The 16,181-nt window shown below is 72.2% G+C and carries 10 protein-coding genes; all 10 read right to left on the reverse strand.

What is annotated here, in order from left to right:
- Positions 1–27 precede the first annotated feature (27 nt).
- Positions 28–2,487, reverse strand: a complete 2,460-nt coding sequence (locus tag ACZ6QO_RS24495; RefSeq protein ID WP_465853923.1) for a hypothetical protein — start codon at positions 2,485–2,487, stop codon at positions 28–30.
- A gap of 109 nt (positions 2,488–2,596) precedes the next feature.
- Positions 2,597–2,986, reverse strand: coding sequence for a (deoxy)nucleoside triphosphate pyrophosphohydrolase (locus tag ACZ6QO_RS24500; protein ID WP_465853924.1), 390 nt, complete (start codon positions 2,984–2,986; stop codon positions 2,597–2,599).
- 135 nt (positions 2,987–3,121) lie between these two features.
- On the reverse strand, positions 3,122–4,213 hold the full coding sequence (locus ACZ6QO_RS24505; protein ID WP_465853925.1) for a C40 family peptidase: 1,092 nt from the start codon (positions 4,211–4,213) through the stop codon (positions 3,122–3,124).
- Entirely contained in the window at positions 4,210–4,872 is a 663-nt protein-coding gene (locus ACZ6QO_RS24510; RefSeq protein ID WP_465853926.1) for a hypothetical protein, read from the reverse strand. Before ACZ6QO_RS24510 ends, ACZ6QO_RS24505 begins: the two co-directional genes overlap by 4 nt.
- Positions 4,873–4,874: 2 nt before the next feature.
- A complete protein-coding gene (locus ACZ6QO_RS24515) occupies positions 4,875–7,676 on the reverse strand; it encodes a type IV secretion system protein (protein WP_465853927.1) in 2,802 nt (933 codons plus the stop codon).
- The gene (locus tag ACZ6QO_RS24520) at positions 7,673–10,156 is read right to left on the reverse strand and encodes an ATP-binding protein (protein WP_465853928.1); all 2,484 of its coding nucleotides are present in this window, start codon (positions 10,154–10,156) and stop codon (positions 7,673–7,675) included. The genes ACZ6QO_RS24515 and ACZ6QO_RS24520 overlap by 4 nt, the downstream gene beginning before the upstream one ends.
- Before the next feature lie 79 nt (positions 10,157–10,235).
- Positions 10,236–12,797, reverse strand: coding sequence for a TcpE family conjugal transfer membrane protein (locus ACZ6QO_RS24525; RefSeq protein WP_465853929.1), 2,562 nt, complete (start codon positions 12,795–12,797; stop codon positions 10,236–10,238).
- 38 nt (positions 12,798–12,835) lie between these two features.
- On the reverse strand, positions 12,836–13,084 hold the full coding sequence (locus ACZ6QO_RS24530; protein WP_465854108.1) for a hypothetical protein: 249 nt from the start codon (positions 13,082–13,084) through the stop codon (positions 12,836–12,838).
- Positions 13,085–13,222: 138 nt separating this feature from the next.
- Positions 13,223–14,044 carry a conjugal transfer protein gene (locus ACZ6QO_RS24535; RefSeq protein ID WP_465854109.1) on the reverse strand — a complete coding sequence of 274 codons (822 nt, stop codon included), beginning with the start codon at positions 14,042–14,044 and terminating at the stop codon, positions 13,223–13,225.
- A gap of 1,042 nt (positions 14,045–15,086) precedes the next feature.
- A complete protein-coding gene (ychF, locus tag ACZ6QO_RS24540; protein ID WP_465853930.1) occupies positions 15,087–16,163 on the reverse strand; it encodes a redox-regulated ATPase YchF in 1,077 nt (358 codons plus the stop codon).
- Positions 16,164–16,181: the final 18 nt, after the last annotated feature.

The raw sequence follows: 16,181 nt of genomic DNA on the forward strand, positions 1-16,181 counted from the left end.
TCCGGCCAAAGTAACAGTAAAGGACGTTTAACCACAGAGCTCTTTGGACTCCGCGGTTTTCCGCGTCACGAACCGGCGCCGCAGCCTCAGTTGCAGCCACAACGCCGCCAATAGAAGCACCACCGCCGCTCCGGCGGCGGGCAGGCCGCGGATCATCTCAAGCCCGTCGCCCTCGGGATCGGCCATCAGGCTCTGCCTGGCCGGACGGGCGTCCCTGGGCAACGGAGCGCCCATCGAGGACCCCTGCGGAACCGCTCCGGCCCCGGACCCCTGAGGAACGCCCCCGGGCACACCCCCCGGCGCGACGACACCCGGCTCACCCCCTGGAGCAACGCCCCCGGCCGCGCTCCCCGGAGGAACGGCCTTGGGCACACCCCCCGGCGCGACACCCGGCGCGCCCCCTGGCGGAACGGCCCCGGGCGCGATCCCCGGAGGGACCGCCCCGGATCCGGCCCCCGGAGGTACGGCCCCGGCCGCGAGACCTGGAGGGACGGCTCCCGGCGCGGACATGCCCTGCCCTGGCCCAGGCCGCGCGGATCCGGGCCGGACGCCCGCGGCCTGCGGCACACCCCCCGCCTGGCCCTGACCGGCGATCCCCTTCCCGGGACCGCCCTGCCCACCGACACCCCGCCCGGCAACGCCCTGCCCGGGAACGATCGGCCCCGGAACGATGTGCCCGGGAAGGGCGTGCGCCGGACCCCCTCGTCCGGGCACCGCTTGCCGGGGAACGGCCTGCCCCGCTCTTTGGCCCTGTGCCCCGGCCTGGCCGGCCGCCCCTGCCTGCCCCGGCAGGACGCCATGGGCCTGAATGGCCGGCATGGGACGCGCCTTCCCGGCGGACTTGTGGCCGGCTGCGCCCGGAGCGACGGCCGGCCCCCTCGTCGGCGCGGGACTCGGTGCCGGTGCGGGCGGCACCGGCGCGGGCGGCGTCGGCGGCACCGCCAAGGGCAGCCGCACACTCGTGTACGGCAACGGCGGTGCCACCAGAGGAGCCCGGACCGGCTCCAGGAGGGGCATGGGGCGGGGAAGGCGGACCGCATGAGGACCTGGCCCCCGCTTCGGGCGCGCCACGACACCCGGCACAGGATGCGGGACGGGCTGCCCCGCGCCCGCCTCAGCCTGCCCCGAGTGCGGGGTGAGCGGCGCGGGGGCTGGGATGGAGGCCGGCGACGCCTCGGGCTTCGCCGCCCGGTGCCGTTTGCGCCCCTCCACGCGGGACGGGCGTACGACATCCCGATCGCCGGCATGCGGGAGCGCCGACCCTTCAGCGGGCTGCCCTCCGGCCGTCTCACGCCCCGATTCCGGTACGGCCGTCTCCGCCGGGAGTCCACGCAGGACATCCGGCACGGCCGTCTCGCCCGAGACGCCACGCAGGCTCTTCGGCACGACGCCGTGCTCGGACGGCTCGCGCGGGCTCTTGGGCGCGGACCTCCCTTCCTGCCGTGCGCCGAGCACCTTGTCACGCTTGGCCGCGTCACGCTTGTCTGCGTCACGCTTGTCTGCGTCACGTCGGCCCGTGTCACCTTTGTCCGCCGCGGCGTGCGCACCGGGAACATCGCCGGTGACGACGCCGGTGACGACGCCGGTGTCATCCGTCGTGTCGGTGTCGGTGGTGTCGGTGATGTCGTTGGTGTCGGTGTCGTCCGTGGTGGTGACGGCGCCGGTGGCGTCGGTGTCGTCACCGTCACCGTCACCGTCGCCGCCGCTCGGGGAGCCCTTGCCCGGCGTCCCAGCGCTCCGCGCCGCGAGCTCCGCCGCCCTCGCGGGCTCGGCGTGATCGGCGCGCGGCGCCGTGCCGCCGGAATCCACGCCGGAACCATCCCCGGGCTTCGTCCCGGGGTCCGCGTCGGGGCTTGTTCCGGAGGTCGGGCCCGGCCGCGCCTCAGGCGACCCTTCGGCGTTCGCCGGAGCGCTGATGCCCGCGGGCGCCTCCTCCGAACGCTTGCCGTCGGACGGCCCGCTCACGGCGCCGTCGGTGGCCTCGATGTCGCCGAATCCCTTGTCGTCGATGCGCAGTTTGGCGTCGGCCATGCGGCGGATCCACTGGACGCCGGCGGGGTCGCGCAGGTGGGCGATGGCCGTGACGCCGATCTCGTCCGCCTCGCGCGGCACCCGTACCGCGACATCGACGTCCTTGGTGCCGGAGATCTCCTTGAAGTCGCAGACCCGCAGGCGGGCGCCGGGTTGCGCTTCCGTGCGGGCGAGGTCCTCGCAGCCGACCGAGGACAGCGCACCGGCGGGGGTGGCGGCCACCGCCACCCTCGCGTGCCCGGCCTGGCCGTCGAGGCGCACCCGGAAGTGCAGCACGTCACCGGCGCGGATGGGCCCGGCCTGCCCGGCGGGACGGCCGGCGAGCATCAGGCGCACGGTGAGCCTGGCGCCTTCCACGGAATCGGACGGATCGGTCGACCCGCGCTCGGCGGCGCGCGCGACGAGGGGCGGCGCTCCGCCTCCCAGCACCAGCGCTCCAGCTCCGACGATGGACATCACCCGGGCACGTTGCCACCAACCGGCCACTGCTGAACCCCGCTCCCCCGATACGATGCGCGACAAACTTGTCACTCTGCGTAACTGTTATCTCACGCGGCGCCGGTGTTCAACCCTCGGGGATCAGATCTTGAACGACCCGGACGATCGGCAGGTCGGCAGGCAGCCAGGCGATGTCGTAGAGCTCGTCAGGAGCCAGCCAGCGGAGCGCCAAGTGCTCAAGGGGGTGGGGCTCTCCGCAGACGAGCCGGGCCAGCCAGACGCGCATGATGTAACCGGGGCTGAGCGGCCAGTCGCCACCGATGCGGTCGCCGACGGCGATGCCGACGCCGAGCTCCTCCTGGCACTCGCGGATCAGCGCCTCGTGGTCGCTCTCGCCCGGGTCGACCTTGCCGCCGGGGAACTCCCATCCGCCGGCCATCGCAGGCGGCCCGGCGCGCTGGGCGGCCAGCAGTCTGCCCCCTTCGACGATGGCCGCCGCCACAACAATCTTCTCCATGCGGGTAAAGACTAAGTAGTCGGGCCCGATTCCGCGCTCGAAGGCCGCCGACCCGCCCAAGGTCAAGGGTCACCCCGACCGACCCCCCGTATGCCCCGTCGACCACGCGGACGGCTCGACGTGGGGCGGGCCCGGCTAAGTGAGGCCGAGGCGTTTGAGCTGGCTCTGGACGCCGGCGTTCTGCAGGGGGCGGGTGTAGCCGACGATGTTGGGGCGTTCGCGGTAGGTGGTGACCTTGATCGGGCCGCAGAGCGTGCACCGCGCCTCGATCATCTTGCCGGGAGAGACCACCATGCCGACGTGCCCGGGACTGTTGGCGGAGGTTCCGGGCCCCGCGTTGAAGAAGACCAGGTCACCGGCCTGCTCGGCCCCCTTGTCGATCTTCACACCGAACGGCCACTGCCCGAAGGTGGTGCGCGGGATGGACAGACCGGCGGCGCGGTAGGCCATGTAGATGATCCCCGAGCAGTCGTAGCCGTCGGGCCCGGTGCCGCCCCAGCGGTACGGCTTGCCGCGCTGGGCGAGGGCGTAGGTGAGGATCTTCTTCACGACGTCGTCCGGCGCCGCCTCCACGATCGGGGTGTCGCAGGCGGGGTCCGCCTCGGGGGGCAGGTCGAGCGTGCCGTCCGTCGCGTACCGCCGGGCGATCTCCAGCACCTGCTCGACGTACCACATGGCGTGGTTGTAGACGAAGAGCGCGCGCTTGAGGTCCCCCGGGGCGCCGTTGCGCTTGAGCATCTTGGCGGCGCCGAGGATGGCGTCGGCCGGGTTGTAGACGTCCCCCCAGCCGTCGCCGTCGCCGTCGGACGCGTATCCGTTGAACTTGGACGGAATCTTGATCTTGGCCTTGCCGCCCCAGGTGCTGATCAGGAACTGCATGGGGCCCGCGGCGCCCGCGTAGTTCGTCCCGCTCTTGACGCCCGCGAGGTTGGACCGGCCGTGGTCGGTCTCGCGTTTGCCGACGGCCGCGAGCACCGTCCACTGGACGCCGATCTTCTTGCCGTGTTTCTTGTAGAGCTGCAGGTAGTCCGAGGGGATGTCGGACCGCGCGGTGTTCGAGACGCTGGTCACGTTGATGCCGTCGCCGTCCTCGCAGTCGACGGTCATGCCGCTGCCGCCGCCGAGGAAGGACGGGAAGGTGCTCATGAGCATGGGCGCCATGACGAGCGTGATGAGAACGACTCCGGCCAGCCCGAGGAGAAGCGCGATGCGCACCCGCGAGGTCACTGCGTGACCCCCTCACCGGTCTCCCCGCCGGGGTCCCCGTCCTGTCCGGCGTCCGCGGGCTGCAGGTCGAACACGCGCCACTCGGCGCCCACCTGGGTGAGCGTGATCGCGTAGTCGGCGCTGCGGTCCTGCGGCCCGCTCTTGGCGGTGATGTGCTGGGTGGCGGTCACCACGAACACGATCGACTCGGCGGCGATGTCCCTGATCGACTTGAGCCGTCCCGCGCCCTGGGAGACGACCTGGTCGGCGCGGTTCTGCTCCACCGTGGCCGGCGTGGTGACGTCACGGGCGAGGATCGCGCCGAGCTCGGCCGTGGTGAAGCCCTTCAGGCGCTCGGCGTAGGACGCCGGGTCCTCGTCGTACCGGTAGGTCGCGTAGGAGGACGCGAAGCGCTGCGCGGTGTCGGCGGCCTGGGCGATCTGCTCGCGTGACAGCGGCAGGTAGCCGTAGATGTCGAACGTGCCCGGCGTGATGGCGGGCGCGGGCGACGGCCCGGCGTCGGGGGGCGCCGCGGAGGACGTGGCGGTCGCCACGCCCTGCGGCGGCGGCGGGGCGTCGCCTCCGGAGGCCGGGCGCATCGACAGGTAGATGCCCACGGCCGCCAGTGCGACGACGACCCCGGCGAAGACGAGACCTCGCCGGTCGTTCACCTGCGCCATCGTCAGCCCTCGTCGCGGTCGGCGGGCCGCAGCCAGAAGGGCGCGGACTCGTCCTCACGTCGCGCGTCGGAGCGGGGTGGCAGCCACAGCGGCGGGGCCTCCGAGCGCCCGCCGTCCGACCGCGCGCCTCCCGCCGAGCGTCCTGACGACCCACCGGACGAACGGCCGGAGGAGCCGCCGCCGAACAACCCGCCCGACGACCCTCCCGAGGAGCGCGACGACCCGCCGGACGAACGCGAGGACCCGCCGGACGACCTGCCGGAGGAGCCGCCGCCGAACAGGCCGCCGGAGGAACGGCCGGACGAGCCGCCGCCGCCGAACAGCCCGCCCGAACCGCCGGACGAACCACCCGAACCGCCGGAGGAGCCGCCGCCGGACAGGCCGCGGGGGCCGCCGGCCGTGGAACGCGCCGCGCGCGGCCCCTCGGACCGGCGGGAGGACCCGCCACCGGAGGACCCGCCCGACGAGCCGCCGGACCCGCCCGCCGCCGAGGACCGGGACGCCCAGCCGCCGCCCGACCGGCCGCCGAACCAGCCGCCCACCGAACCGCCGCCGGAACCCGCCGAGGCGGCCGAGGCCGCCGAAGCGGCCGATCCGCCGCCGGAGCCCGTGCCGGTGCGCGTCGGCGGCCGGGGGCTCGCCCCGTTGCCGCCCGCGCGTCCGGAGCCGCCCACGCGTCCCGACAGGTTGAGCGGCGGCGCCGCCCCGGGACGGGGGATGGCGGTGCCGCGCCCGGCCGCCTTGCGCCGTGCGCCGGCCTGCCCCTCGGCGTCCAGCGGCACGGGCTGGGCGCCGACCGGGACGCGGGCGCCCTGCTGCTGCCCGGCGCCGGCGCCCGCCGCCGCGCCGGGGTCCTCGCCTCTGACCCTGCCCTGGGCGACCCCGGAGGCGGCCGCCGCGGCGACTCCCCCTCCGGCCATGGCCGCCGCGTTGATGGCGGGCTCGGCCTTGCGCAGGCCCCAGCGGCCCATGCGGGCCGCGGCCACCGGCGGCAGGGCGTTCGCGGCCCGCGACAGGGTCGGCGCGGACGCCGCCTCGCCGAGCATCCGGGTGGTGAGCGTGTGCCCGTCCATGGACGCGAACAGGTGCTGGAAGGGACGACGGTAGAAGAAGACGGCGATCGTGAGCAGCGCGATGAACATGATCTGCATGCCCCACGGCAGGTTCGTGGAGATGATCAGCGCGTAGCCGTACACGAGCACGCCGAGGACCAGGGCCAGCACCGCCTGGCGCAGCAACGTGCCGATCAGCATCTCGACCCAGCGCATCGCGATGATGCGCCCGGAGCCGGGATGCACGCCGATCAGCAGGAACACCGGGCCGAGGATGAGCAGCAGCAGGAAGCCGATCTTCAGCGCGATGAGCGACACCGCCACCAGGAAGATCAGCACGCCCGCCACCATGGCGGCCATGAGCGCGCCGATGGCGATACTCAGCCGCGTCGTCCAGTCTTTGCCCTGGAAGAGGAAGAACATCGAGGTGCTCTCAAGCGGCTTGGCGATCTCTTCCTCGTACCTCTTCTGGTGGGAGCCGGACCCCTGCTTCTGCCCTGAGCTCTGCTCCTGCATGTCCGTCGCCTGGACGTCCAGGAGCTTCGGCCCCATGACGGCCACCACCGGGGCCTTGGCGTCGGCGGTGCCGAACTCGCCCATCAGCCACGGCTTGCAGACGAGCGTGGACCACAGCGCGTCGGCGTTCTGGGCGACGCCGGGGGTGCCGTTCTGGCCGTAGCCGCCGGGCCCGGCCTTGGCTCCGGTCTGGCCCTTGGCGGGCAGGCAGGACGCGCCTCCCGCGCCGGGCAGCCCGCTGAAGGCCGAGTTGACGACCTCGGCGGTCTTGTCGGTCACGGTCTTGCCCAGGCCGGTGAAGTCGCCGGGGCGGCTGAAGAACCACACGGCGACGGTGACGGCGAGGATCATCCAGATGACACCCTCGGCCGTGGTGCTGGCGCGTTTGCGGATCAGCCCGTACCAGGCGAGCCATACCGCCCCCAGCAGGACGATCACCCGCAGGTACGGCCAGTACATGGCGTCGGCCAGGTTGGTGACGATGTCGTCCACCACGTCCTTGATGGACTGGAGCGGCCCTTCGGTGGCCGCCGCCTGGTAGGTGGTGATCGTCATGCGGTCGATGTCCTTGGCCCAGGAGAACACCGAGTTGGCCCAGGCGTTGCCGAGCACCGCCGCGACGTCGTTGCAGCCCAGGCCGTAGGTGTGCCAGAACTGGCCGGCCATGCCGTACCGGTCGTAGTTGGTGAGCGGCTCGGGGACGGCCGCCTTGCCCACCGTCGCCGCCGTCCCGCCCTGCGCCCCCGGCGAGGCGCCGGTGAGGGCGCTCTGCCCGGCGGGGGACGTCCCGGCCGCGCCCGCCGCGCCGGAGCCCGCCGCGCCGCCGGCGGCGGAGTCGGGCGGAGGCGGCTTGACCAGGCCGTCCATGCCGCCGCCGACGATCTCGGGGGACAGGTCGGGAGACAGGTCGCACGGGCCCGCCGCACCGGCCACGGTCGGCGAGAACGCGATGGGCAGCACGACGACGCCGACGAGCACGGCCAGGATCAGCACGGCCCTGCGCCGCAGCCGCCTGCCACGCGTGTCCTCCCGCGCCGCTCCCCCGCGCCGCCCGGACGCCCTCGCCGCGTCCGCACGCCACAGGGACGCCTTCGCCGCGCCCGCACCCCACGCGGACGCCTTCACCGCGTTCGCCCACCACGCGGACGCTCTCGCCGCGCCCATACGCCACGCGGACGTCCGCTCCTTGCCCGCACGCCGCGCGGGCGTCCCGCCGCCGCTGCCAAGGTGACTCATGACCGCACCTCCTGCGCCGCTCCCGGCCTGCTTCCTCGCCCACGAGGATCATGCATGCCCTCGCCGGGTTTGTCGTGGGTCGGATTGGTGTCCAGCCAGCGCAGCAGGTCTTCGGAGATGAGGTCCACCCCGATGCGGCCCGCGCGGCCGTCCAGATCGCGGAAGATGCACTCGCCGTTGCCGAGCGCCCGCAACGCGGCCTTGTGCTCCTCGGAGGGCTCCACGCCCAGCAGCGCCATGACGTGCTCCACCTCGACGCGCTCGGTCGAGCGGAAGGCGAACACCGAGGAGAGACAGTTGGTGACCTGCTCGTTCAGCAGGTCGCCCGCGTTCTGCGAGACCAGCACCAGCGCGGTGTTCCTGGAACGGCCCATGCGCGAGACCTCGGGCACGAGCTTGGCGCCCTCGGGCGTCGAGGTGATCGCCCACGCCTCGTCCAGGAAGATCGCCTTGGGCGCGCGGCGGTCGAGGCCGTTCATCAGGCGCCGGGCGAACTGCGACACCAGGTAGAGCAGGGCCACCGACAGGCGCTGCTCGTAGGAGTAGTCGTCCCGGGCCGTGGTGACGTCGGGAAGGGTCAGCCCGCCGAGGGTGAACACCGTGGTCCACCCCTCGGTGTCGATCTGGTCGCCGCCCGAGGGGTCGAAGCACAGCCGGGCCAGGTGCATCTCGGCCATGGACCGCAGCACCGCGCCGAGGTTCCTCGACGCGGCGTCCTCGGCCTGCTCCAAGTGGTCGACCACCTTGCCCAGCGACGGGCTCGGCGCGTTGGACACCGTGGAGACGGCCTGGATCATCGCCGACTCGCGCTCCTCCGACATGCGCGGCAGCAGCAGCCGCAGCGTCTCGGTGGCCATGGTCTTCTTGGCCGCGATGTCGTCGCCGAAGGAGAACGGGTCGAGCAGGCCCGGCGCCGCCGAGCCCAGCGGGATGATGCGCGCCTTGCGCCCGCGCCTCTGCAGCAGCTGCACCAGCGACTCGGCGTCGCCCTTGGGGTCGATGACCGCGACGGTGACCCCGCGCAGCGCCATCTGGTAGATCAGCAGCAGCGCCAGGGTCGTCTTGCCGCCGCCCGGCTCGCCGGTGATGGCGATGGCCGTCGGCCGGTTGCGCGTCGCCGCCACCAGCGGGTCGAAGTGCACGATCGACCGCGCCCGCCCGAGCGTCTCACCGATGTACGGCCCGGCCCATCCGGCGCCGGTCTCGTCGATGCGGTCGCCGAGGTCGACGGTGGCCGTGGCCATGCCGCCCGCGATCGTGCGCAGCGGCTGCCGCTGGGCGTAGGCGTTGACCCGCACCCGCTCGCCCGGCAGCGCCTCGCAGAACAGGGAGAACTGGTCGCCCGTGGAGTTGACGATGTCGATGCCCATGTCGCGGTAGTGCTCCACGACCGCCTCGACCCGCTGCAGGCAGATCTCCTGGGTGGGCGCGGCCACGATCAGCCGGTGCCACCCGTACACGAACGGCAGGCGCTCCTTGGTGATGCCGTGCTCCAGCATGCGGGCCGCGTCGATCTGCTCCGCCAGGGCGATCGGCGCCTCCGCGCCCGCCTCGCGGATGTGGATGTCCATGTCGCGGGCGTGCGCCAGCTTGCGCGCCACGTCCTTGCTGGCCTTGGTGGGCGGGATCAGCCGCATCCGTGAGCTGACCTCGACCGGGAACGGTAACTGGTCCATGAAGTGCATCCACGGCTCGCCGTCCGGGAACGGCATCAGGTCGGGGAACCTGGCGAACGACAGGTGGGCCACGTAGGAGTCGCCCTCGGGCTGTTCGACGCGCAGGAACGACCGGCCGTTGTGGATCTGTCCCTCGACCAGCGACTCCACCTCGCCCTTGCCCCACCGCCTGGACGGGGTGGCCGACGACGGCGGGTCGCCGAGCGAACCGGAGGCGGCGTGCCGGAACAGCCAGGCGATCTCGCCGGAGCCGGCGTGACGCGCGTACAGGGCGCTGGAGCCGAGGGCGCGGCCCAGGCGCTCGGCCTGGCCGGTCCACTTCTCGATCTCGGCGTCGGGGACGTGGTCGTCCTCCAGGCCCAGGTTCTTCTCACCGCGCTGGTAGAACCCGAGGAGCTGGGCGAGGACGCCCGTGCCGAGCTGCGCGCCACGCGGGCCGAGCCGGACGCCGAGGTAGACCTCCTTGGACCAGAAGTCCTTGGCCCAGACGTGGCGGTACATCTCCTCCAGGTAGTCGCGCCAGCCGTCGCCCTCGTCGGAGGTGGCGTTCAGCGCCATCGCCCACTCGGCGGCGGGGTAGGCGCGGTGGGCCACCCGCAGATGCACCTCGGCGTCGGTCATGCGGATGGCGGCCAGGGCGATGGTGATGTTGGTGGCGAGCGCCTCCCGCTCTTCGGCGGTCACGAACTCGTAGCTGACCGTCGGAAGCCGGAAATACGCCCATGCCGACGTGTCGGTGAGCAGGATCCGATCGTCGAAGTAGCGTACGGCCAGCCTGCTCCTCGACCGCGACGATCTCCCCATCAGGCGGACCGCTCCCCGCACCGCGCTGGCTTGCTGGTCACTGCGCCACTTCCTCCCCGCACCGCGCCGGCTTGGCTGGTCACTGGGCCACTTCCTCCTCGCTCGGGCGGTTCGCCACCGCCAGGCCGCTTGCCACAACTCCCGCGAGGGCGACGTACGCCCTGCGTCCTCCGGCCCGCAGGTGCGCGAGCTGGACCGGCCCGGCGTTCCCGGGGGCCAGCTCGTCCTCCCACGGGACGCGGACGATGGCGCGGCAGCGGCCGCGGGCCACCGCCTCCGCCTGCTCCACCCCGGCCATGCTGCGCCGGCTGACGCCGTTGATCACCATGACCGCCCGTCGCCGCAGCTCGGTGGAGCCGTGCCCGTCGAGCCAGTCGAAGGTCATCGCGACCGCGTCCGGCGCGTCCTCGCTGGCCGGGGCCACCAGGACGAGCTGGTCGGCGTACGCCAGCATGCGCGCGGCCATCGAGGCGGCGGGATCGACGAGGATCAGCCTGTAGTGCCGGTCGAGGACCCGCATGGCGTGCGCGAGGCGCTCGTCGGAGAACAGGCCCCGGTCGGCGAGCCGCCGGGCCGCCGCCGCGTCGGAGTCGGAGCCGACGACCTCCAGGCCCGACTCGCAGCGCGTCGTGTACGCCCGCATGCTCAGGTAGCCGCTCACTCCGTCGAGCCCGGCCAGCAGCGAGGTGAGCGTCTCGGGCGAGTCGGTCGCGATGCGGCCGGTCAGCGTGTGGTCGCCGGTGTTGGCGTCCACGGCGAGCACGCGGTCTTCGCGGTAGCGGGCCAGGGTGTGACCCAGCATCAGCGTGGTCGTGGTCTGGCCCGCGCCTCCGGTGCAGCCGAGGACGACGATGCGGCGGCTTCCGGCCAGGGTGGTGCGCGCCCTCGCCTCGTCCATCTCGATGCCGTCGTTGCGGTTGGGACCGCCGCCGCCGACGACCACCTGTGCGAGCCGCCGCCAGCCTCCGGACTGGTCGCGTCCCACGACCGACTCGACGCGGCGTACGCGCGGCTCCTCGCCCGGACGCGGCACCGGTACGGGCACCGACGGCGCGGCCGGGTCGGCGGCGGCGCTCGGGCCCGCGGGCACCGCGCGGATGGACAACGGCGGCGCCGCCTGCTCGCGAGCCGCCGGGGTCACCGAGGTCTCGGAGGGCCGGGTGCGGGAGATCGGCCAGACGGTGCGCGCCTCGGGCAGCCGGCTCTGCGGGGTCGCCGCGCGGGGCGGCTGCCCCTTGCGGTGCTGCTCGCGGACGTCGCTCTGTGCCGCCTCGGCGCGCACACCGGTCACCGTCTCCAGCGCACCGGGCCCGACACGAGGCTCGGACGCCGGACGCCCGGCCTCGGACACCGGACGCTCGGCCTCGTGGACAGGACGCTCCTTCTCGGACACCGGACGCCCGGCCTCGGGGACAGGACGCTCCTTCTCGGACACCGGATGCTCGATCTCCGGGACAGGACGCTCGACCTCGGGGACACGGCGCTCGACCTCGGCCGCCACGGGCGCGATCTCCGCCTTCCGGCCCTCGGGCACCGCAGCGCCCGTCTTGTGTGCCGCGGCGCCCGCCGGGCCGGTCTCGTCCGCCGCGCCGCGGCTCTCGGCGGAGGCCGCGAGCCTGCGCAGGCGGCGCAGCGCTTCGGTGCCGATCGGCGGCGGGGTCGCGGAGAGCCCGGTGCGGGAACGGTCGGACGCCGGCGGCTCCGCCACGGGCTCACGGGACAGCCCGCGCTGCCCGGCGGCCCGCTCGGACGACGGACCCTGCGGCTCGGCGACCCGGTCGCGGGACAGGCCGCGCTGCTCAGCAGGCCGCTCGGGCGACAGGCCGCGCTGCTCGGTGACCCGCTCGGGCGACGATGGGGCCTCCTCGACCGCGAGGCGGTCGTGGGACGGCTCGCGCGGGACGACGAGCCGATCAGGAGAGGAGTCGCGTCGGATGACGACGCGGTCGGGGGTCGAGACGCGCTGTTGGACGGGGCCGCCCGCGGCGGTCACGGCGGCGCCGGACGCGGACGCGCCGGCCAGGCGGACCTGGGGCTCGGCGGCCGGCAGCGCGGTCACCGCCGCCGCGGCGGCGGCGACGGCCGGGCGCACCTCGCCCGGGACGGTCGCGCCGGGATGCGACGCCTGCTTGACCGACGGCATCTGCCGCGCGGGCGTCCACGACGGCAGCGCCCTCTTGCGAGGAGCGGTGTGCCTGGGCTTGGCGCGGGCGCCGCGCCTGGCCTTGGACGCGGCCTGGGCGTTGTCGGCCGTGACCAGGCGCGCGGCCTGCGGGGCCGACCGCCAGACCTTCGCCGTGAAGACGATCTCGTCGGGCTCGTCGGCCGGCGCCAGGCGGCACCAGGTCTTCGGCTCGCCGAAGTAGCGGAGCTGCGATTGGAGCAGTTCGTTCAGCCGCTTGCTCTCGATCACCGGCCGGGTGGACAGCCACGTCACGATGCCCGGGGGGACCAGGTAGACCACGTGCCAGGGCATCTCCATGGGCACCTGCAGCAGGCGCAGGAGAAGCGACCAGGGGATCAGCACGCCCAGGAACACACCGATCCAGACGATCGGAAGCGGCATCGGCAGCCGAAGGTCGTACAGCTTATAGAGCCGCTTCTCAATGCGCCAGATATTGGTATAGGTAGGCAGGTCCACCCGATCCTCCTCTCCCTGTCACGGCAACCTGGTCGCGCTCATCTGATGCCGAGCGCTCCCGCGATCGCCCTGGCCGTCACCTCGATGACGTTGGGCACGTAGAAGATCACCCCGATCGCGACCGCCAGAATGATGAACTGGACGAATCTGGTGATCTCTCGGGTGAAGAGGAAGAAAATGGCGACGACGGAGACCACGACGAGGAACAGCGGAGCGAAGAACTTCCGGAGGAAGTCCGCGAGCCCCGCGGTGTTCACGCCGCCGGTCGGTGGCGCCGTCGGCGTCATGACCTCCAGCGCGTTCTCCACGATCATTTTGACTATCAACTCTGTTCCTCCTGCTCATGGTCGCGCTCGCCGGTCGGCCGACCGGTCCGGGATCGTCGCGCTCCCTTGGCCGCTCCCTCGCCTCCCATAGCCGCGGCCTCATTCAACGGTCCGCGTCCCGCCGCGAATGTCCTTGACGTACCAGTTGCCGCCTTGCTTCTCCACGGTGAGCCGATAGGCCTGGTCCAGCCCGCCGGTCTCCTGGGCCTGGTCGCCCGAGGTGGCGGCCGGAGACGGCGTCGCGCTCGGCGCGAACGTCCACTTGACCACGGCGGTGATCTCGCGGGTGGCGCCGCCGGGAGGAGCGCTGACGCTCTTCAGCTCGGCCAGCGTGACCTTCCCATCGAAACCGGCGAGCGTCACGCCTTGGACGACATAGCGCTGCAACTGGGTCGGATCACCCGCCGCGTAAGCCTTGAAGAAGTTCTCCAGTTGCGGTCTCAGCTCGTTTTCCGCGGTGTCGTCATGGTCTGCCTGGGGAAGCTGCGGCAGGTTCGCCGGGCCGCCCGCGGGCATCAGCCCTGGCTGGCCTGAGACGACGAACTTGCCCTCGGAGTAGTAAACGGGGACGGACAGCTTCCAGCGCTGTGCGCCGGATTGGGCGAACACCGTCACAACCGCATTCTGCGGATCAGTGACCTCAATGCCGGAAAGCTGGAAATTGCCGGCAGACATCCGCCCAATGCCATCCCAGCCGAATTGGGTTTCCGCCCCGACTGGAAGAAATGGCTTCAATCGCTCAGCCCGGTCATCGGGCTTGGAAGCATCATAATTAAGATAAGCCAGTGCGAACTGACTGGCGAACGCGACGGCGTCGGCCTCCGGGAAGCCCGTGCCCGTGGGAGCGGCCGGCGCCCCGGTGGGCTGGTCACCCTGAACCATGCGCTCGATGGGCGCACGGACGCCGTTGACGACGATCACGACGATCAACGCCCACAGCACCGCCCTGCCCGTCCACACGAGCCAGCGCCCGCCCCCGCCGGACCACCCGCCGCGGCGTGGCACGCTGCGTCCACGAACCGGCACGGGGTCAAGATCCGGATCGTAGGGCGAGGGAGGGTACGTCGAATGCTCGGGTTCGCCAGCGGTCCGCGGACCGTGCTGGACGTTTGACCTGCGAGCCATCACGCCTCCGCTCGCGCCGATCCCCCCGGCTGGCGCGGTGTCGTCTTACTATCGATCCTGTTATCCATGGTGAAGTATTCACTTTAGCGGCCTCACCAATTGTTCCAGGAAAGCCACGCCCATGGTGCAGGCATCGCTGTAGCAGACCAAGTCGGTCTTCCTCCGGTTTCAGGAACGCCACTACCGAGTTCACGCAGGACAGAGTGCCCTTGTTCGTCCGCGAGCCTGGACTCACCTCCCCGGCGAGATTCGCATCAAGGACAAAGCTCGCACCTGACAAGAAACCACCGTGAATCGGGCATGCTGTGGAGGCATAACCGCTGCTCAGGCAGATGATGGGATCGCTTTCGCCGATCCATGGGGAGGTCGTGAAGTGCCCGCACGCACTGCCTCCCTTCCGCCATGCCACCCGTGCGGAGGAGCGCACGGCGGCACGTACACGGCCGGCGGCCCCGGCGGAGCACACGACCGACCCAAACACTGGAGAGTACGCGTGGCAGGCCGCCCTGTCCGATTACCTGACGGCCATGCCTTCCTATCCGCAGGTCACAGGGGCAGACCCCATCGGCGGCGTTTGCCGGCGGCGGCCCCGCCACCGCCGGGCCCACGCGGCGCGGAGCCCCGGCCAGGCCGTGGCGCGCGCCGGGTAAAACCTCGGACGCCGGACGGCCGAGACCTCGGGACATCGAACGCGCGAGGCCTCGAAACGTCGAACGTCTGAGACCTCCGACGTGGAACGAAGAAGGCCTCAGACGTGGGTCGGGCGAAGCCTCTGACGTAGGTCAGGCGAAGCCTCTGACGTGGTCAGGCGAGGCCTCTGATGTGGAGCGGGTGAAGCTCAGACGTTGAAGCGGAACTCCACCACATCGCCGTCGCGCATGATGTAGTCCTTGCCCTCGATGCGGGCCTTGCCTCCCGCGCGGGCCGCGGCCATCGAGCCGGCCTCGACCAGGTCGTCGAACGAGATGACCTCGGCCTTGATGAACCCGCGCTGGAAGTCGGTGTGGATGACCCCGGCCGCCTCGGGGGCCGTCGCGCCCTTGCGGATCGTCCAGGCCCTGGTCTCTTTGGGCCCGGCGGTGAGGTAGGTCTGCAGGCCGAGCGTCTCGAAGCCCACGCGCGCGAGCTGGGTCAGCCCGGACTCCTCCTGGCCCACCGACTGGAGCAGCTCCAGCGCCTCGTCGTCCGGCAGCTCGACGAGCTCGGACTCGATCTTGGCGTCGAGGAACACGGCCTCGGCGGGAGCGACGACCGCGGACAGGCGGGCGCGCAGGTCCTCGTCGGCGAGCTCGTCGGCGTCGAGGTTGAAGACGTACAGGAACGGCTTGGCCGTCAGCAGGTGCAGCTCACGCAGGTCGGAGAGGTCCATGCCGGAGGCGTACAGCGTCGTGCCGCCGTCGAGCACCTTGGACGCCGCCTCGGCCGCCTCCAGGACGACCTTGCGGTCCTTGTTGGTCCTGGCCTCCTTGCCGAGGCGCGGCAGGGCCTTCTCGATGGTCTGCAGATCGGCCAGGATCAGCTCGGTGTTGATCGTCTCGATGTCGCGGCTCGGGGAGATGTCACCGTCCACGTGGGTGACGTCGGGGTCGGTGAAGACCCTGATCACCTGGCAGATGGCGTCGGTCTCGCGGATGTTGGCCAGGAACTGGTTGCCCCGTCCCTGTCCGACCGACGCGCCCTTGACCAGGCCCGCGATGTCGACGAACTCGACCTTCGCCGGGATGATCTTCGCTGACCCGTAGATCTCGGCCAGCTTGGCGAGCCGGGAGTCCGGCACGCCGACGATGCCCACGTTGGGCTCGATGGTGGCGAACGGGTAGTTCGCCGCCAGGGCGTTGCCGCTCTTGGTCAGCGCGTTGAAAAGCGTGGACTTGCCGACGTTGGGCAGGCCGACGATGCCGATGCTCAGGCTCACGTTCGCCGAGTTTACGGT

The organism is Sphaerisporangium sp. NPDC049457 (genome assembly GCF_055586705.1).